The sequence below is a fragment of the Aliinostoc maniaoense genome (genome assembly GCF_058172895.1).
On sequence record NZ_CP187952.1, the window covers coordinates 1,314,092 to 1,333,296 of the forward strand.

Here is a 19,205-nt window from a genome sequence, read left to right on the forward strand (position 1 = left end):
ATGACAAATCACAAGAGGAGAACAGCTACACATTCGGTTAACGAACATCACGAACATCAACACCATTCTGAGCATCCACCAGGGCATTTACAACATGGTGGACACGCTGGACATGGTAAGCACGCCGGACATAGCCCGGAAATTTTTAAACGTCGCTTTTTTATCTGTTTGCTGTTAACTTTGCCGATTTTGTATTTTTCTACTCAACTACAAGATTGGTTAAATTATGAAGCGATCGCCTTTCCTGGTTCACAGTGGATTAACCCAATTTTAGGCATCATCATCTATTTTTACGGTGGTTGGGTATTTCTCAAAGGTGCTTGGAATGAACTGCACAGCCAAATCGGGATGATGACGCTGATTGCACTGGCAATTACAGTGGCATTTGCCTATAGTTTGGCTGTTTCTTTTGGTTTGCGGGGAATGCCTTTCTATTGGGAACTAGCAACCCTAGTAGATATTATGCTGCTAGGTCACTGGATTGAAATGGCTTCTGTACAAAGTGCTAGCCGAGCTTTAGAAAATTTAGCACAACTTTTACCTGCCCAAGCCCATCGCCTCATGAATGGTCAAGTTGAAGATGTGCCAGTGAGTGAAATTCAAGCCGAAGATATTGTATTGATTCGTCCAGGGGAGCAAGTCCCCAATGATGGCGTTGTGATTGAGGGAGAAACTAGCATTAATGAATCTTTTCTCACTGGTGAATCTCGTCCGGTTACTAAACAGCAAGGGGATGAAGTAGTAGCTGGTTCGGTGAACGGTGAGGGTTCAGTTAAAGTTAAAGTGACTCGTGTAGGTGGCGAAACTACGATTAATCAGATTATGCGCTTGGTAGAAGAGGCGCAGGGTTCTAGAAGTAGATATCAAGTCTTAGCAGACCGGACAGCTTACTGGTTAACTATAATTGCGATCGCAGTTGGCACTCTAACTTTTGTAATTTGGCTATACTTTAGTGATTTAATCTTTGCTGTCAACCGTAGCGTTACCGTATTAGTAATCACCTGTCCCCATGCCCTCGGTTTAGCTATCCCTTTGGTAATTGCCAACTCTACAAGTTTAGCTGCTAAAAACGCCATCTTGGTGAGAAACCGAGATGCTTTAGAACGGGCAAAAGATATTAAAAATATGGCCTTTGATAAAACGGGAACTCTCACAGAAGGACGTTTTGCCGTGCAAAGAATTGTGAGTGATTCGTTAGGTGAAGAACAAGCCTTAACCATAGCCGCAGCTTTAGAAACTTCTTCTGAACACCCCTTAGCGCAAGCCGTGGTAGAAGCCGCCGAACGCCGTCAACTTGATTTACTTCAGATGTCTGATTTTAAGACTGTCACAGGACGGGGAGTTGAGGGGAAAGTTAACGGTCAAACTTACCGAATTGGTCGTCCAGAGTGGGTGACAGAACAAAATCTGACATTGCCATCATCTCTGCGTCAAGGGTTAGATATAGCAGATGAACGTGGTGAAAGTGCAGTAGTGTTAATGACGGCTAAAAGTGCTGTGGCTGTCATTTCAATGGCAGACCAAGTACGGGAACAGGCAAGACAAGCAGTCAACCGACTCAAAGAAAAAGATATTCAAGTAGTCATGATTACCGGAGATGCGGAAGCTGTAGCGCGGACAGTAGCTGAAGATTTAGGTATTGAGCGTTATTATGCCCGTGTTTTACCGGAAGATAAGGTGAGTATTATTAAACAATTGAAACAGGAAGGCGCAACTGCTTTTGTTGGTGATGGCATTAATGATGCGGCTGCACTTTTAGAAGCTAATATTGGAATTGCGATCGGTGCAGGAACTAATGTAGCAATTGAATCTGCGGATTTAGTGTTAATTGAAGATGATCCTTTAGACGCAGTTAAAGCCTTGAATTTAGCCCAAAAAACCTACAGCAAAATGATTCAAAATCTTGCATGGGCAACAGGTTACAACGTGATTGCTATTCCTCTAGCGGCTGGTGTTCTGTACACTTGGGGAATTTTACTTTCGCCGGCGGTGGGAGCATTATTAATGAGTTTGTCAACGGTGATTGTGGCGATTAATGCTGTGATGTTGCGACGGGCGAAGTTGGCTTAGTTTTAAACGCACCAGGTAGCAGAGTTTAAGGAGAAACACAATGGCACTGGTTTTAGAACAAATTAATGCAGAAGGACTTGCTCAGTTATCTTACTTAATTGGTGATGATAAGGCAGGTGTAGTGGCTGTAGTTGACCCACAGCGCGATGCGGATGTATATCTACAAATGGCTAGAAAGCGCGGTTTGAGAATTACTCATATCATCGAAACTCATATCCATGCGGATTTTGTTTCTGGTTCCCACGAACTCAAAGCCAGGACGGGTGCTACAATTTACGGTGGAAAAAGCGATGATTACCAGTTCGATTTGCACTCCTTAAAAGAGGGTGATGAGTTACATTTGGGTAAAATTACGCTGCGTGTATTGCATACACCCGGACATACACCAGAACACATTTGTTTGCATATATGTGATGCCCAGCAAGGTCAAGAGCCATTTGGTTTATTCACTGGCGATACACTATTTAATTTAGATGTGGGAAGACCTGATTTGCTAGGTACTGGTACAGAGAAAAAACAAGCCGCACAACTTTATCATTCTCTGTTCGATAAGATTTTACCTTTAGGAGACAGAATCGAAATTTATCCCTGTCACGGTGCGGGTTCTGCCTGCGGACGTTCGATAGGAGACAGAAAACAAAGCACTATCGGTAATGAACGAATCTTTAGTCAAGCTTTTAAAGAAAGAACAGAGTCAGAGTTTGTCGAGTGGATTTTAAGCGGAATGCCCGAACCACCTACCTACTATTCTTATCTGAAAAAGGTTAATGCTAAAGGTGCAAAAGTTTTGGGATGCGTACCGACTTTAGCACCATTATCGGTTCAGCAATTCCAGCAACAAATGCAGGATAAGAATACGGTAATTATTGATACTCGTTCAATTCTAGCTTTTGGTGGTGGACATATTCAGGGTGCAATTAATATTGCTTTAACCTCATCATTCCCAGCTTGGGTTGGTTGGATGATTGATCCGGATAAAACTATTTTGCTAGTAGTGGAGAGCGATCGCGATGTATCTTTGGTAGTAGAACATTTGTTCCGCATTGGTTACGACAACTTAGCTGGTTATTTACACGATGGTATGACAAGTTGGCAAAATGCCGGATTACCTTTGCAACAAGTAGGTGAGTGGACTGTCAAAGAGTTAAATCAACACAAAGAAAATTCAAATTTAACAATTTTGGATGTCCGCAGCGACAGTGAATATCAAAATGGTTACGTGCCAGGAGCCAAGCATATTTACCTGCCTCATCTAGAACAACACTTAGACCAATTGGATAAAAATCAAACAATTGTTACTTACTGTGGTAGTGGCTATCGGGCTTCAATTGCCGCCAGTATTTTGCAACAACACGGTTTTGAAAACGTTATCAATATACCCGGTTCGTGGATTGCTTGGAAGAATGAAAATTTGCCAGTACAACAACCAAGGTAAATTCTGAGGATTCAATAAAAACGCTCAAAATTATATATAGCAAGGCTTTTCATGGTAATTTGTAGCTTTTTATACATATTTTGGCTCAATACTTAGGAGTGATGCGGGGAGTTGAGCCAAAGCACTATTCTGAAATAATGGCGATCCGATGGAGAAGCAAGATGAATCAACAGAAACAAATGTCAGGAATGAGCTGGAACCGATTTGCGGCGATGATCGCGACCTCAACTTTCATCATGTTCTTCTTGATGTATCAGCTCATATACTCACTGGATCACGCAATGTTTAGTGTAAACCGACTGATCGCCTCATTGGTGATGGGGTGCGTGATGACCGTTGTGATGCTTTCCTTTATGTGGTCGATGTACCAAGGAGTAGGAATCAAGATCGCAGTTCTCGGTTTGGCTACCGCGCTCGGCTTGATTTTGCTCTCCGTGAATAGAAGCCAGGCACTGATCGGAGATGTCACCTTCATGAAGTCGATGATTCCTCACCACTCAATTGCCATTAACAGTTCGCGGAAGGCAAACATTAGCGATCCGCGCGTTCGCGAACTTGCGGATGAGATAATTGCGTCGCAGGTTCGTGAAATAGCTGTGATGCAGTCGCTCCTCGATGATATTGCGCGGAACGGAGAACGGGGGGCGGCGGTGCTTCCCCCTCGCTCGACCGAAATAACCCCTGATATGGAGCGTCAGATTAGAGAAGCAGTGCAGTAAATAAGCAGGTTTTCGTTGTGAAGGCCTAAGCTAATCAGCATTTAAGCTGCAACATAGCTACAATTACCTTTATGTTAAATATGTCCATACTTTGTGTTCAAATATCAAGGCAAATTGTCCAAAATCTGCCAACATATCTGTTTGTCCACTAGAAAAGGTATGTTGTTAGTACCTCTGTAGTAATCGGTGAGACAGCACCCATGTCATCTTCTACAGAAGTAGTAAGTGCAAATGCAGAGATTCTTCAAAAGGGAATAGTTAAAAATATGCGCGATGCTGCTCGCTACTAAGGGACAGCGCAAGCAAGCAGCGATCGCCATTTCGACTCAACTATCGGTATTCATCCCACGTTAGCTGAAGAATTTTTTACCATGCACTGAGTTTTTTAAATATGGTATTACCACTCCAATACTGCTCCAACTCCCTTTTCTTGTTCAACACTTGACATTTGTTTTGGCATTAACAACTTACCGAACTGAGCATATAAAGCAGGTAAAACTAATAATGTTAACGCTGTAGAAGTAAACAATCCTCCCAGCACCACAACAGCTAAAGGCTGAAGAATTTCCTTCCCCGCACCCGTACCAATTACTAAAGGTATCATGCCCAAAGCTGAAGTTAAAGCTGTCATTAAAATAGCCACTAATCTTTCCATTGAACCCTCAAAAATCACTGTTCTTAAAGGCATTCCTTCAGCTAATTTATTATTATAGTTGTCTACTAATAAAAGTCCGTTGCGTGTGGCTACTCCAAATAGAGTGATGAACCCGATTAAGGAAGCTACAGAAATAATTCCGCCACTTAAAGCTATGGAAAATATACCGCCTACCAATGCTAACGGTAAGTTAATCATAATCATCAACATCGCAGCCATAGATTTCACTGCAAAGTACATAAAGACAGCAATAATTACAACTGCTAATCCTCCAAATACCAATAAGTTTTGAGTAGCGCGTTGTTCTGATTCAAATTGTCCGCCGTATTGAATAAAATAACCTGTGGGTAACTGAATTGATTGCTTAACTTTAGCTTGAATTTCATCAACGACAGAACCTAAATCTCGACCAGAAACATTAGCAGAAACGACAATTAAACGTGAGACATTTTCTCTGTTAATCGTGTTGGGGCCTGTTCCATAGTCAATACTGGCGACTTGTGCTAAGGGAATTTTTTGTCCTGCGGGGGTATCAACTAATAAGTTGCGGATAACGTCTAAATTATTGCGTGCTTCTGGTTGTAACCACACTACTAAGTCAAATAATTGTTGTCCTTCCAATACTTGCGAAACAACACGACCATTCAAAGCAGTTTCGGTGATTTCTGCTACTTGACCTATTGTTAAACCATAGCGAGCTGCGGCGGCTCTGGAAAATTTAATTTGTACTTGTTTAATGGGGACTTGGGGTTCAAGTTGTAAGTCTACCAGTCCGGGTATATCTTTGATAGCTGCTTGTACTTCCGTCCCAATTTGACGCAGTTCGGCTAAGTCTGAGCCAAAAATTTTGATAGCGATCGCACTTCTCACTCCTGATAATACCTCATCCATGCGGTGAGAAATAAACCCGCCAATATTAGCTGCAATTCCTGGTATCTTGGCAAACTCTGCCCGTATCTTCTCTATACTGGCTTTCCTATCTTTTAACCCCTCCTTCGTCAATTCCACATCTAAATGTCCTAAATTCACACCCCCCGCATCAGCATCACCAGGAGCGCGTCCGGCTCGTAACTGCACTGTACTAAATCGCTTGTCATCCTTCAACGCCGCTTGCATAGCGAACCCGACTTGATTTGTGGCTGACAGAGAACTTCCCGGATACAGCAACACAGCATTAACTAAAGATGGTTCTTGAAACTCAGGCAGAAATACTCTACCCAAACTTGGTAAAATCACCAAAGAAGCTACTAAACTCGCTCCAGCTATTGCCAAAATAATTGTCGGGAAGCGCAGGGAAAAATTAAGTAACGGTCGATAAAGTCGCTGTGATAGAGCATTTACCCAGGTATCATCTGAAGGTAACTGACGGTGAGCCAATAAAATCGCGCACAGTGCAGGCGAAAGCGTCATGGCTACAAAGGTAGATGCAAAAATTGATACCAGATAAGCCACACCCATCGGGGCAAATATCCGCCCTTCTACGCCTGTAAGGGTGAAAATGGGGGCAAAGACTACGGCAATGATGACTGTAGAAAAAATGACGCTAACTCTAACTGCAACGGAAGTATCGTAAACCACCTTAAACGGATGTTCAGGATTACTTGAAGCTTGATTTTTGCGTAGACCCCGGTAGCAATTTTCCATGTCAACAATTGAGTCATCCACTACCGAACCAATAGCTACAGCCAAACCACCCAAGGTCATAGTGTTAATTCCCTGACCAAATAAATTGAGAATCAACATCCCAATTAAAACTGATAGAGGAATCGCACTCAGAGTAATGACAGCCGTGCGCCAGTTCATCAAAAACATTAACAGGATGATGGAGACAATGATAGTACCATCACGGAGAGAACTGGTAACATTTTCAATAGCTGCCGTAATAAAACTTTCTTGACGAAAGGTTTCTGTTACCTTCACATTTGGGGGTAATGCTAATTTTACCTCAGCGATCGCCTTTTCAATTGCTTTAGTTACAGTGGGTGTATCATACTGCGGCTGTTTATTCACCATCACCACAATTGCAGGTTGACCATTCAGGCTACCATCACCACGCTTTAAAGCCGCCCCGATTTGCACAGATGCCACATCTTGGAGTAATATCGGCTTACCATCACGGGCTGTAATTGCCGAGTTAGCCAACTGTGCAATAGAATCAACTCGTCCCAGTCCCCGAATAATAATTTCCTGGTCAGGATTAATTAAAAACCCACCAGCCGCATTCACATTAGCCGCCTTAGCTGCTGCTGTCACCTCATCCAAAGTGACATTAAATGCTTTCAGCTTCGCCGGGTCAACTAAAACCTGATACTGACGGACATCACCACCATAAGCAATCACTTGCGATACCCCAGGTACAGCCAAAAGTCGATTCGTCACATCCCTATCAACCAAACGCCGCACTTCCATTAATGGCGTAGTGTCAGCAGTGAAAGCATACTGCAACACCGTCCCAATTGGCGAAGTAATCGGCGAAATTTGGGGATTTTCCACACCTGACGGTAACTTCTCCTGCACCTGTTGCAATCGTTCCGTCACCAACTGACGAGCCTGATAAACATTCGTCCCCCACTTAAAAATCACCTTCACCACAGAAATTCCCACCGCCGAGGAAGAACGTACCGTTTCCACTCCCGGCGTACCATTCACAGAACTTTCAATTGGCAAAGTCACCAGCGATTCTACCTCTTCTGGAGCGAGTCCAGGGGCTTCAGTTTGAATCTCAACTTGCGGCGGTGCAAAATCAGGAAACACATCCAACGGCATTTGAGTCAGATTGTAGACACCCAAAAACGTAACTACAACCGCCCCCAACACCACCAACCACCGTTGAACAATCGACCATTTGAGGATGGCATTTAACATTTCCCAACTCCAAACACCAAAAAACTCACTCTAACTCTCTGCGCTTCTGCGCGACGGACACTTTGCTCAAGTCGGCAGAGCCGCCCACGCAAGTGTCCTCCTCTGCGTGAGACAAATCCAAACTCAAACTCACTGCCGAAGTCCGCCGACGAGACCAAACAGCCCCCCCAAAAAAAGCTCCTGTAATTAACACACTCCCTCCACCAACCCCCAACAACCACAGTGGTACAGGTAACTGAGATGTTACTGCTGTAGTCGCTTCCTCATGTTCAACTGCACTAGATTTATTTCCCCCAAGTAATGACTGCGCGTAAAGTTGCGGCGCACGCACAGTCACTACTAAATCTCCCGCAAATAAACCCGTCTTCACCTCCACCATATCCCCAGAGGTTTGACCCAAAGTAACATCAACTGCTTGATAAGCGTTACCGTTTTGGATATAAACTTTTTGCTTCCCATTAACATCAACAACGGCTGTAGTGGGAATCGCTAACACTGCTGATGATGTTTGATTAGTGAGAACTTCCAATTGGGCAAACATTCCAGGTTTGAGGACACCACCAGGATTATTGATTTCGGACTTCACTGGTACAACCCGCGTCTCCCCAGCAACCACAGAACCAATCACAGTAATGCGTCCTGTAAATCTGCGGTCAGGTAAAGCTGCAACTTTAACATTCACCCGTTGACCTAGACGCAGTTTATCTAAATCCTTTTCATAAATATTACCTGTGGCAAACACACGATTACCATCAACTATCGTCATTAATTTGCTACCAGCATCATTAAAAGTTTGACCGATAGTAACTTCTCTATCTGCTACTGTCCCAGAAATCGGGGCTGTGACTGTCACGAGTCCTTGATTATTGCCACGAATGCCCAGTTGTTGCAAGCGAGTTTCATAGTTGGCACTACTGAGATTCATGCGAGATTTAGCCACAGCCACAGCAGCTTGAGCGCGTTTGAGTTGATTTTCGGCGGCGATAACTTCCCGGCGACTATTGGCTTGAGTAAGTTGTGCTTTAGCTTGTGCGAGTTGAGTTTGAGATTCTAAAGCATTGCGTTGGGGTAAAGCACCAGCCGCAGCTAATTCTTTATCTTTATTGTATTTTTCTTGGGCAAAGGCTACTTGACTTTCAGCTTCGGCGATTTCCGCAGATGCAATTTGTTGATAACGATGATAGTTTTGTTGCGCTAACTTTAAATCTGCTAAAGCTTGTTGTAAATCGGCTTGACTTTCGGCGCGTTTTTCTTGTGATTCTACACGCAGTGAGACTAAATCTGGGCTGGTGACAACAGCCACAGGTTGACCTTTCTTAACCACAGTACCCGGTTCTACCAATAATTCAACTACTTTTGCGCCTGGAATGGGTGTAGTCACTTCCGCTTGTTTACTCGGTAGGGTTTCGATTTGACCTGTGGTTTTAATGCTAATAGCTAGTTGCTGTGATTTGACTGGTGCAACTTTTATCCCTAACCTTTGAGCCGTTTCCGTATCTACCTGCACGGAAGTATTACTAGATGCTTCATTGCTTCCCTGAAATTCATTTCCGTGTCCAGCATGGGCTAGAACTACTGCGGGGCTTGCTAAGAATAGTAAGCTGGCTAGTGTACTATAGACACTACGCATGATTAAAAGTGTTTGGCATCGCAGAGAGTTTGACATTGCTATCAGAAATCCTGAATTACGGGGGAAAGGAGATGTGCTATACCTCATCCCAGTTTTTCACCTCAAGATGAAATTGGGGTGAAATTGAGGCGGTGAGAGAGACGCGATAAATCGCCGTCTCTACAAGAAATTTATTTATTAATAAAATTAATTAAATTTTTGATCGATAATTTTTATGCGAATTTTATTAGTTGAGGATGAACCAGATTTAGGTAATGCTATTAAGCGCACTCTTACCCAACAGAAATATTTGGTTGATTGGGTAATGAATGGTGATGAGGCGTGGGCATATCTGGAAAATAGCTGGACACAGTACACATTAGCCATTTTTGATTGGATGATTCCGGGGATTTCTGGTTTAGAATTATGCAAAAAATTGCGTTCTTGCCGTAATCCTCTGCCTGTATTAATGCTGACAGCTAAAGACAGTATGGAAGATAAAGTTGCTGGGTTAGATGCGGGTGCTGATGATTATTTAGTCAAACCTTTTGGTATGGCAGAATTGTTAGCAAGACTGCGGGCTTTGCAAAGGAGATCGCCGCAATTTCAGCCCCAAGAATTAACTTTAGGAAATCTGACTCTAGATTATAGTAATAGTAAAGTCATCACTAAAAATACCGCAGGAAATAAACAAGAGATTGCCTTAACTAATAAAGAGTTTCAACTGTTAGAATATTTTATGAAACATCCCAATTACATCGTTACTTCTGAACAACTTCGCTATCAACTATGGGAAGTTAACGCCGAGCCTGTTAGTAACGTAGTGGCAGCACAAGTCAGGTTATTACGTCGTAAATTAGCTAATAGTGGCTATCAAAATATGATTGAAACATTACATGGACTGGGATATAGACTGAATCTCACTCATGAAACAAAATAGATTATTTCAGCGTACCCGTTTACGTTTGGCGGTGTGGTATGCACTGGTGATGGCTCTGATTTTAACTCTGTGTGGAATTGGTATCTATAAAGCTGTGTCTCATGCTCATTGGATGACATTAGACCAAGAAATAGAATCAGTAGCGGGAACATTACATGATAGTATCGAATTAAAATTAAAACAACCTGGTCAACTAGAACCAGTTATAAAAATCCTTTTACCCAATATTTGCATACTAGGAAAAAAATGTATTTCTGAGCCGATAAATTCTCAACGTCATACCCTCAGTGCTATTCATCAAGACCATTATTATGTACGTTTTTTTGATAATTCTGGCAACTTATTTGCTACAGCCGGGAGTTATCCAGAAGGGCTATCACCACAATTTCAGGGTGAATTATGGCAAACTCTCAAAGATAGCAAAGGTAAAATTTATCATCAGATTTCCTTGACGTTACACACCCAAAATAATCGTGATTGGGGTTACATTCAAGTCGGGCGGAGTATTGAAGATTTCAGTAATTATTTAGATGCAGTTAAACTAACTTTAGTCTTGGGTTCGCCAATTGTTATCGGTGTAGTTGGTTTTGCTAGTTGGTGGTTAGCAGGTTTAGCAATGCAACCAATTTATAAATCCTATAGACAAATTCAGCAATTTACAGCCGATGTAGCCCACGAATTACGCACACCTTTAGCAGCAACTCAAGCTACTGTTGAATCAGCACTTTTAATGCCACAATTAGATGAATTAGAGTCACTAGAGATTCTACAAACTATCCAACGTCAAAATCAACGTCTGACTAATCTGGTAGCTGATTTATTATTATTGTCTCGCTTAGACCGTCAACCTGTAAAAATCAGTTATGATATTTGTTGTTTAAATGATATCGTTAGCGATTTAATCGAGGAGTTTGCAGCATTAGCAATTGCAGCAGATATCACCCTCAAATCTGATATTCTGGTGACGAAGCCTGTAAATATTATTGGTAATCAAGACCAACTTTATCGTTTGATTTCTAACTTAATTATCAATGCTATACAATACACACCATCAGGAAGTGAAGTCACGGTTATTTTAACCCGTAGTGAACAATATGCTGTGATAGAAATTCAAGATACAGGGATTGGGATTCCTCAGTCAGAATTATCGCGGATTTTTGATCGATTTTATCGCGTGAATAGCGATCGCTCTCGTAGCACTGGCGGTTCTGGATTAGGACTAGCGATCGCTCAAGCAATTGTTCAAGCTCATCACGGTAGTATAAATGTGCAGAGTCAATTAGGTCAAGGTAGTATTTTTACTATTAAGCTACCCCATAAGTAGGTCGGCGTAAATAATTATTGTTGGAATAAGGCAGGGGGCAGGGAGCAGGGGGAGAAAGAGTTTGAGCCTTATTTACTTTTCTTCACATAGTTTGGTTTTATTGCACCGACTTACTTAAATAAATCAATTCAAAATTCAAAATACCCTGCGGTTACTCTCCGAGAATGCCTTCTCTTTCCCTCCGGGACGCTGCGCGAACAGAGATGCTAACGCGAATGGCGAACGCGGTAGCGTCTCTAACGAGACGCTAGAGCTACAAAAATAAAAAATGCCTGCCTAGGCAGACATTTGTGAGGTTTTCTGTCACTTTAATGGGCTACAATCATGTGTTTATCATGATGTTTTTATTTTTGATTAATCAGAATGATAAAACAAGTAGTTTTATAGGGCAAAACAGACATAAATCAGCCAATTTTATCTTTATTTTTGCTAAAGTTTACTCATTTAAGTTTCTAAAATTAAGCGATTATTAAAGATAAAATGTCTATAATTGCCCAAATTAGATGCAATATATCTGTTAATATGCCAGTAAATCTAGACTTGATTTAAACTTTTTTAAATAGCAAAATAAACAAAGATTATTTTGTTTTGTTTAGACAAAAATTACAGATTTAAGTCTGATGAAATGTGAAATTTACTATGTTTTTTAAACTATAAAAGTAGAGGTGGTCAGGTTATCAACCCCAGAAATTCCCAGTTCTGGGGTTTTACTTCATCACATCGGAAAGCAACTTAGTATGAAAATGAAGATTAGTTCACTCTTTCTACTTCATCGACTGATTTCGGCACACCAGCCGTTAACACTTCATGTCCTGTGGCTGTGACTAACACATCATCTTCAATGCGAATCCCGATTCCTACCCAACGGGGATGTGTGGCTGGTTGGTCTTCGGCGAGTTTGGTATCTGGGACAATATAAATACCCGGTTCTACTGTTAACACTTGTCCTGGTTGCAAAATCTGGGGTTTATCTTCACCATGTTGATATACACCGACATCATGGACATCCAAACCTAGCCAATGGCTGGTACGGTGCATATAGTAGGGTTTGTATTTCTCTTCCTCAATTAGTTGATCAATTTCACCTTTGAGGATACCCAATTCCACTAAACCCTCAGTTAAAACACGCACAGCAGTCTCATGAACTGAGCTAAAAGTATTACCTGGTTGGACTTGCGCGATCGCCTGTTTTTGTGCTTCTAAGACAATCTCATATAACGCTTTCTGCTCTGGTGTAAACTTACCACCTACGGGAAATGTCCTAGTTATATCAGAGTTGTAATAACTATAGGCACAACCAGCATCAATTAGTAGCAGTTCATTGTCCTGCATTTGGCGGTGATTTTCAATGTAGTGGAGGACACAGGCATTCACACCAGAAGCGACAATGGAAGGATAAGCAGGCCCCATCCCACCCCGCAAACGAAAGATGCGTTCTATCTCCGCTTGAATTTCATATTCATAACGTCCAGGTTTAGCGATCGCCATTGCTTGATTATGTGCTTCAATAGCGATCGCAGCTGCTTGACGCATCATCTCTAATTCTGGTTCGCTTTTGATGAGTCTCATGCTGTGCAGGACAGTGCAAGTATCTTCAATGGCAATTGGCCCTGTACCCCGCTTGGGATAACTCCGCAGTAAACTTTGGTAATGATTGAGGATTTTATCGTTAAAAGTGCGATCGCGTCCTAAATGATAGTAAATGCGATCGGCTTTTTCTAAATACTGGGGTAATTTCTCATCTAATTCGGTGATGGGGTAAGCTTCATCTGCACCATACAATTCTTTGGCAGCATCTACCCCACAACGATAACCAGTCCAAACTTCTTTTTCTCTTTCCTTCGGTTGCACGAACAATATAAAACGATGTTCTTGATGATGGGGTGCTAAGACGGCTACAGCTTCCGGTTCATTAAACCCAGTCAGGTAGAAAAAATCACTATCTTGACGATAATTGTATTCGACATCGTTGTGCATTACTGCCATTGGCGCACTACGAAAAATAGCTGTACCATTACCAATTTTGGCCATTAACTGCTCACGACGCTGCCGATATTCTAATTGCATAGCTGAATCTATTGGCGATTTATAGTATAATTTTACACTTTCAATAGCAACTAAGCTATTAATGAAAGCTGAGTTACTAGTCTAAGTTATTCTAGCCAATCTTGATTTCTCCTTCACTAATACCGTTTCTTGATGTAGCTTGCCTGGCGTAGCCATAGATGCACTTTATTCTGTACTGTAGAGACGTTGCATGCAACGTCTCTACATCATTTATTTGGCGCAACTTCATAGAGAATTGGTATAAGTACCGTTCGGGCGGGGTGTTGACTTTGATGAGATTTACTCATTTTTTATTCATACAGCACCAAGGCCTTTGGTGCGTTACGGCTTACGCCTAACACAACGGCAATATTGCAGGAGGAAAATCCACACTGGAATTTGCCTCCCCTACATATACTTAAATTTTTTCAGAAATCAAATCTGATTCTTATATAGGTGTGTCTGTTACTATTAAACATTTATTGAGCAAATATATAGTATCCAAAATGGTGGTTTCATAAAATATTATTCTCGTTCAGAGTTAACGGTTAACTAGCAGATACATTAGACTTTATTCTTTTGCTGTAGCCAGATACAAAATAACTGGAAATATTTGTAATTAATGACATATTTCACTAAAAATAATCATCAAAAGTTCAATAAATAAACATTATTTTCCTTTGAAAGTCAGGGAAAATTTAAGATGTCTACAAAGGATGATTTTTAGAAAAAACAAATGTTTATCGCTGAAATATATTTTTCCGAAAAATGTTTTTTAAAGACAGAATTTATCTTGGGCAAAGAGTTAAAACTTTGATAGCAACCAGTCATAAAAACAAACTATGTCTAGCGGAACAGATTTCAACCAGAAAGTCGCTAATGCGTTTAATATATCTTTGCAAAAATCAGGTGAATTAGCAAATTCTCCTGTAGGTAAGTCTGCTTTTGATATCTCATTACCCACGGGGAATAATGGCTCGTCTTCTGAATCATCACCATTAGACTTAATTCCCCAACTTCCCATTCCCATTATTAGTACTAACCCCAACCCTAATCCTTACTTAACTAGTGCGGCTATTACACCTGATTTTAATGCTGACGGTAAAACAGATAAAATTTGGGTCAATACTCAAACAGGTGAGATTGTTGTCCGCCTCATGGATGGTGCAACAACTATCCAAGAAGCGTCTTTAGGTCAATATGATCTAACCACTTGGAGTTATAAAATTGCTGATTTCAATAGTGATGGTAGGACTGATTTCTTGTTGCGTAATAACGCTACAGGTGAAAATGCTATTGCATTAATGGATGGGACTAGAGTTGCTAACTTTGTTTATCTAGACAGAGTTGATCCAGGTTGGGATGCTAAGATTGGTGATTTCAACGGCGATCGCAAAACAGATATCTTCTGGCATAATGCTACCACCGGCGAAAACGCTGTTTGGACTATGGATGGTACAACAGTTGTTAGTGCCAACGTTCTAGAAACAACAGGTTTGGGTTTGACTCCTACTATTGTTGATTTCGACGGTAACGGTAAGAGTGATGTCTTCTGGCGTGATGCTGTCACGGGTGAAAACAGTGTTTGGTTTATGGATGGCGCACAAGCCACCAAGTCTAATCTACAATCACAAGTAGGTTCATCTTGGTCTTACACCCTAGGCGACTTCAACGGAGACTTCAAAACAGATATTCTCTGGCGCGACACCACCACCGGCGAAAACAAAATTTGGACAATGGAAGTTCTTCCCGGTATTGGGCCTCTTGTAACTGAAACTGCTCTCAATACTCTTGACTCATCATGGAAAGCCAACATTGGTGACTTCAATGGCGATGGCAAGACAGACATCCTGTGGCACAATGAAACCACCGGAGCTAACACAGCTTGGTTGATGAATGGTGCAACCGTTAGCGGTGAAGCTTTCCTCAGCAGCTCTGCTCCTGGAACAGCTCCATACCTCGGTGATTACAACGGTGATGGCAGAACAGACGTATACTGGCGTAATCAAGCGGTAGGTACAGACACAGTCTGGCTGTTTAACCAAGATGGCACTACAGTAGTTGAAACACCTGTTGCTAATTCTTTAACTCCAGAATGGTACACCGGCTGATAATCAGTTAGGGAATAGGGTTAGGGGAATAGGAAATTAAGTTTGTTGGATTTTTTCTGATTTCCTGTTCTCACTTCCTATTCTCTACGAAGTTGCGCCAAATCGCCAAATAAATGATGTAGAGACGTTTCATGAAACGTCTCTACGTTGGTAGGGAAGGGGGTTAGGTTTTGCGTTAACTTTTCCACATAACGTGAAAAGTCCGGTCTCTACTCCCTATTTTCCTGATAGCAAGGTTAAAATCACAGACAAGGTTTTAATCTGAAGTGGAATTATGAAGACTGCCCAAAAGCTAGCTGCTGGTTGGCTATTAACACTCGGATTCGCATTTTTGACAACATCTGTCTCTGCGATAGTAGAAAGAAATGCTATGTTCAAACCAATTTCCCCTGGTGAAAATCAGGAATTGGTACAAGAATATTTTAATAGACCAAGAGCATCTTTATTAAATGCTACAGCTACCCAAGGCATAATTTTTGGCGTTCCCAGCCTAATTTTAGGTTCATGGCTGGGTTGGGGGTTATACCTGCAAAGTAAAAATGAGAAAAAAGCCCTTCAGCAGCAATTAAGCGATCGCCTACAGTCAGTTTTTTATGACATGATTCAAAATAATGATGGACGCATCACTGTTTTAGGCTTTGCCATGCAGTCACAACTACCTGCAACAGTAGCCAGAAAATATTTAGATGAAAAAGCTCAAGAATTTAACGCCAATTTTAAAGTCAGTGAGGAAGGATCGGTATCATATCATTTTGATTTGTAATAGCGGGGATTGGAGGGGTGTAGGGGAGCAGGGGGCAGGGGAGCAGGGGGCAGGGAGCAGGGTGAGACAAGGGAGACAAGGGAGACAAGGGAGTTTTAGTTTAGAGGTTAACTCAAACCCTCTAAATTACGTAGCTTGCTTTACTGCGTAACGCTCCGCGAACTCGCTTTGCGAGAATTACGAATTACGAATTACGAATTACGAATTATAATGACCCAGATTTTTTTGAGTGTAGCTGCCATTTTAGGCGGTTTGTCGGTTGTGGCTGGTGCTTTCGGTTCTCATGCACTACGGGAAACGATTAGTGAGCGATCGCTGGAAATTTTTGATGTTGGTGTTCGCTATCAAATGTATCATGCTCTGGCTTTGTTGCTAGTAGCTGTTTTAATGAGCCGCACACCATCGCCTCCAATTACTTTGATGGCTAGTGGCTGGCTTTTTATCATCGGTATCGTGATTTTTTCGGGCAGTTTGTATGCTCTGAGCTTAACTGGTATAAAAATATTAGGTGCAATTACACCCTTCGGTGGTGTAGCTTTTATTCTCGGTTGGATTGCTTTGGCGATCGCTGCCTGGAATATAAATTTTAAATTATAAATTTTGAAAACACGAATTAGGTAAGTGTCAAAATCAACCGTTGGTGCGTGACGCTATAAGTCTTATGACTACGTTTAGATACTTTCCCAGCGTCACACACCCTACATCATGCCAGTTGCGTAACTCCTATGGGTAGCGGGCAAAGTCCATTAAGAATTACTTAGCTTGCTTCCGCATAGCGGTATTACAAATTACAAATTACGAATTACGAATTACGAATTACGAATTACGAATTACGAATTACCTACTTTTGTCATTGTTGCGCTTGAAGTTCTTTTCTGAGAAAGAGACACTACCAATACCTTGAATGATACCGCGTCCGATTAAACCTAAACCGCGACCAATGATTTGCGTGAGTACGAAGACAATACCACTACCTAAGAAAGAGAATAGTGATTGTAACCTGGGTGCGATCGCATCACGAAATTCTAAGGTTAATGTTACTAGTAGAGGAATCCCAGAAAGTTTTGCTAATTCTTGATTTCGCGGTGCATAAACGGAAATTGTGGCAATACCACGAGGAGCAAATAAAAATAATTCGTAGCGACTTTCAAAAATCTCTTGGGCTTCTTTGATATAATTATAGAAACGATATTTCCAGGATAAATCATTTCTAAATCTTTCAATTTCTCGTGTGGATATTAATTTGCGATCGTAAAAGTCTTTTTTTATTTGTTCTACATCTGCAAAAGAGTTGAGTAACGGTTGTACTACAGCATTGGCAACTTGAATTAACAAGTTTTCGAGGATGATTTCCGCTTGGAATTTAGCTTCTGAACTCCCGGCGGGATAAGAGGTGTTATCTATTTGTAAATCTCTCTGAAATAATAGATAAGATAATAATTCATCTACCAACGGAATTTTATTCAGAATCGCAGTTTCAACTACTAATGAGTTTTGCAGAAGAATATTCACAATTTCTATCTGGCGGTTGCCTAGTTTGAGTCTAGAAAATCTGCCAAAAAACTCTGTAACTGTAGCTTGCCATAAATCTTTTAAAATTATCGGTTGTAATTCTAATAGCTGATTCAGGGTGATTTTGGCTTCACGTAAATCATCTAATTGCTGAGATAATTTTTGCAGAATTAAATAAAGTAATTCCCGTTTCCTATCTTCACGAAAGATATCAATTTCTAAGGGAATTTCCGAAACATTTTTTAAGGAAAATTGCAGTTTATTGATACAAGATGCAAACAAAGTAGATTGCAGGATTCTCGGACTTAATAATGGGGCTGTAGTGAATATTCCTTCTCCCTCTGAGGTGATAATATTACTACTAGGTGCGGGTAATATAGGTAGTGGTGCTGGGACTGAGGGAATAACTTCTGGTTGGGGTTGTGGTTTTTCTTGGGGTGCTAATAATAATTGATTGAGCAACCAACGAGCGGCTAAAAGTTCTCGCCGTTGTCCAGCTAAAATTGCTCTATCTAAAATTGGTAAACCAGGGATTTGTAATTGGGCTGTAACTGCTTTTAAAGTAGTTTCAATATAACTAATTCCTGATGAATGCAAATTGTATCGCCACTTTGCCAAGGGTAAGGGTGCTGCTAGAGTCTGAGGGGCAGGGTTTAATTCAACACTGGTGCTTGTTTCTAACCAATAGGAATTACCATTAGCTACCTCTGTTATTGCTGTCACCAATTCCGCCACAGGTGTACCTTTAGGACAGTAACCATCTGCACCAAAAGCTTTGGCTGTCATGATTATGCCTGGTGTTTGTACAGAACTGAAGATGAAAATCGGTAGTCTGGGATAGGAGGCTTTTAGTTGCTGAATTAGTTGTAAACCTTGTTCTTGAGATGGTAGTGAGCAAGTATCACCCAATTCCAAAATTACCAAATTCACTTGGTTGGGGTCTTGTTGAGCTAGTTGTGCTAAAGTTTGCAAAACAGCCGTATCTGTGTCGGCTTCTGATACTATTTCTATGTTAGGCATAGCCTCTAAGGCTACCCTTAGTCCCAAGCGGAAGATAGGGTCTGAATCAACTAAGATAATTTTTAAAGGGCGATCGCTCATAAGTAATTCAAAATACTCCTCCCCATTGTCTCCTGTTTTCGTACCCTGATAAATG

General features: G+C 41.3%; 12 protein-coding genes. 8 read left to right on the plus strand and 4 right to left on the minus strand.

Annotated elements, in window-relative coordinates; translation table 11 throughout:
- From ACPZ3T_RS05865 to ACPZ3T_RS05875, 3 genes are all read left to right on the plus strand, one after another.
- The gene (locus tag ACPZ3T_RS05865; RefSeq protein ID WP_490274290.1) at window positions 1-2,070 is read left to right on the plus strand and encodes a copper-translocating P-type ATPase; all 2,070 of its coding nucleotides are present in this window, start codon (window positions 1-3) and stop codon (window positions 2,068-2,070) included.
- A 40-nt stretch (window positions 2,071-2,110) separates the two neighbouring features.
- The gene (locus ACPZ3T_RS05870; protein ID WP_490274292.1) at window positions 2,111-3,505 is read left to right on the plus strand and encodes a rhodanese-like domain-containing protein; all 1,395 of its coding nucleotides are present in this window, start codon (window positions 2,111-2,113) and stop codon (window positions 3,503-3,505) included.
- 161 nt (window positions 3,506-3,666) lie between these two features.
- Window positions 3,667-4,224, plus strand: a complete 558-nt coding sequence (locus ACPZ3T_RS05875; protein ID WP_490274294.1) for a DUF305 domain-containing protein — start codon at window positions 3,667-3,669, stop codon at window positions 4,222-4,224.
- Between the two features lie 397 nt (window positions 4,225-4,621).
- Here ACPZ3T_RS05875 and ACPZ3T_RS05880 read toward each other — a convergent pair whose 3' ends face one another.
- Together ACPZ3T_RS05880 and ACPZ3T_RS05885 are read right to left on the minus strand one after the other, a co-directional pair.
- The gene (locus ACPZ3T_RS05880; protein WP_490274296.1) at window positions 4,622-7,744 is read right to left on the minus strand and encodes an efflux RND transporter permease subunit; all 3,123 of its coding nucleotides are present in this window, start codon (window positions 7,742-7,744) and stop codon (window positions 4,622-4,624) included.
- Window positions 7,745-7,769: 25 nt separating this feature from the next.
- Window positions 7,770-9,410, minus strand: coding sequence for an efflux RND transporter periplasmic adaptor subunit (locus tag ACPZ3T_RS05885; protein ID WP_490274298.1), 1,641 nt, complete (start codon window positions 9,408-9,410; stop codon window positions 7,770-7,772).
- Between the two features lie 178 nt (window positions 9,411-9,588).
- On the opposite strand from ACPZ3T_RS05885, the gene rppA reads away from it, so the two are divergent.
- Window positions 9,589-10,293, plus strand: coding sequence for a two-component system response regulator RppA (gene rppA, locus ACPZ3T_RS05890; protein ID WP_490274300.1), 705 nt, complete (start codon window positions 9,589-9,591; stop codon window positions 10,291-10,293).
- Window positions 10,280-11,617, plus strand: a complete 1,338-nt coding sequence (gene rppB, locus ACPZ3T_RS05895; RefSeq protein ID WP_490274302.1) for a two-component system sensor histidine kinase RppB — start codon at window positions 10,280-10,282, stop codon at window positions 11,615-11,617. Before rppA ends, rppB begins: the two co-directional genes overlap by 14 nt.
- 750 nt (window positions 11,618-12,367) lie before the next feature.
- Here rppB and ACPZ3T_RS05900 read toward each other — a convergent pair.
- Window positions 12,368-13,684 (minus strand): aminopeptidase P N-terminal domain-containing protein, encoded by a 1,317-nt coding sequence (locus tag ACPZ3T_RS05900; protein WP_490274304.1) that lies wholly within the window; start codon window positions 13,682-13,684, stop codon window positions 12,368-12,370.
- Between the two features lie 821 nt (window positions 13,685-14,505).
- Between ACPZ3T_RS05900 and ACPZ3T_RS05905 the strand changes: the two genes are divergently transcribed.
- The 3 genes from ACPZ3T_RS05905 to ACPZ3T_RS05915 all read left to right on the plus strand — a co-directional run bounded on the left by ACPZ3T_RS05905 (window position 14,506) and on the right by ACPZ3T_RS05915 (window position 17,134).
- The gene (locus ACPZ3T_RS05905) at window positions 14,506-15,774 is read left to right on the plus strand and encodes an FG-GAP repeat domain-containing protein (RefSeq protein WP_490274306.1); all 1,269 of its coding nucleotides are present in this window, start codon (window positions 14,506-14,508) and stop codon (window positions 15,772-15,774) included.
- A 274-nt stretch (window positions 15,775-16,048) separates the two neighbouring features.
- Window positions 16,049-16,537, plus strand: coding sequence for a hypothetical protein (locus ACPZ3T_RS05910; RefSeq protein WP_490274308.1), 489 nt, complete (start codon window positions 16,049-16,051; stop codon window positions 16,535-16,537).
- A 210-nt stretch (window positions 16,538-16,747) separates the two neighbouring features.
- Window positions 16,748-17,134, plus strand: a complete 387-nt coding sequence (locus tag ACPZ3T_RS05915) for a DUF423 domain-containing protein (protein ID WP_490274310.1) — start codon at window positions 16,748-16,750, stop codon at window positions 17,132-17,134.
- A 240-nt stretch (window positions 17,135-17,374) separates the two neighbouring features.
- On the opposite strand, the gene ACPZ3T_RS05920 is transcribed toward ACPZ3T_RS05915, so the two are convergent.
- Complete coding sequence (locus ACPZ3T_RS05920) at window positions 17,375-19,150, minus strand: DUF3685 domain-containing protein (RefSeq protein WP_490274312.1); 1,776 nt, start codon at window positions 19,148-19,150, stop codon at window positions 17,375-17,377.
- Window positions 19,151-19,205: the final 55 nt, after the last annotated feature.

Bases quoted from the DNA above. Each gene is read 5' to 3' on its own strand.
- ACPZ3T_RS05865 (WP_490274290.1), top strand. From the start codon at position 1: ATGACAAATCACAAGAGGAGAACAGCTACACATTCGGTTAACGAACAT.
- ACPZ3T_RS05870 (WP_490274292.1), top strand. From the start codon at position 2,111: ATGGCACTGGTTTTAGAACAAATTAATGCAGAAGGACTTGCTCAGTTA.
- ACPZ3T_RS05875 (WP_490274294.1), top strand. From the start codon at position 3,667: ATGAATCAACAGAAACAAATGTCAGGAATGAGCTGGAACCGATTTGCG.
- ACPZ3T_RS05880 (WP_490274296.1), bottom strand. From the start codon at position 7,744: ATGTTAAATGCCATCCTCAAATGGTCGATTGTTCAACGGTGGTTGGTG.
- ACPZ3T_RS05885 (WP_490274298.1), bottom strand. From the start codon at position 9,410: ATGTCAAACTCTCTGCGATGCCAAACACTTTTAATCATGCGTAGTGTC.
- rppA (WP_490274300.1), top strand. From the start codon at position 9,589: ATGCGAATTTTATTAGTTGAGGATGAACCAGATTTAGGTAATGCTATT.
- rppB (WP_490274302.1), top strand. From the start codon at position 10,280: ATGAAACAAAATAGATTATTTCAGCGTACCCGTTTACGTTTGGCGGTG.
- ACPZ3T_RS05900 (WP_490274304.1), bottom strand. From the start codon at position 13,684: ATGCAATTAGAATATCGGCAGCGTCGTGAGCAGTTAATGGCCAAAATT.
- ACPZ3T_RS05905 (WP_490274306.1), top strand. From the start codon at position 14,506: ATGTCTAGCGGAACAGATTTCAACCAGAAAGTCGCTAATGCGTTTAAT.
- ACPZ3T_RS05910 (WP_490274308.1), top strand. From the start codon at position 16,049: ATGAAGACTGCCCAAAAGCTAGCTGCTGGTTGGCTATTAACACTCGGA.
- ACPZ3T_RS05915 (WP_490274310.1), top strand. From the start codon at position 16,748: ATGACCCAGATTTTTTTGAGTGTAGCTGCCATTTTAGGCGGTTTGTCG.
- ACPZ3T_RS05920 (WP_490274312.1), bottom strand. From the start codon at position 19,150: ATGAGCGATCGCCCTTTAAAAATTATCTTAGTTGATTCAGACCCTATC.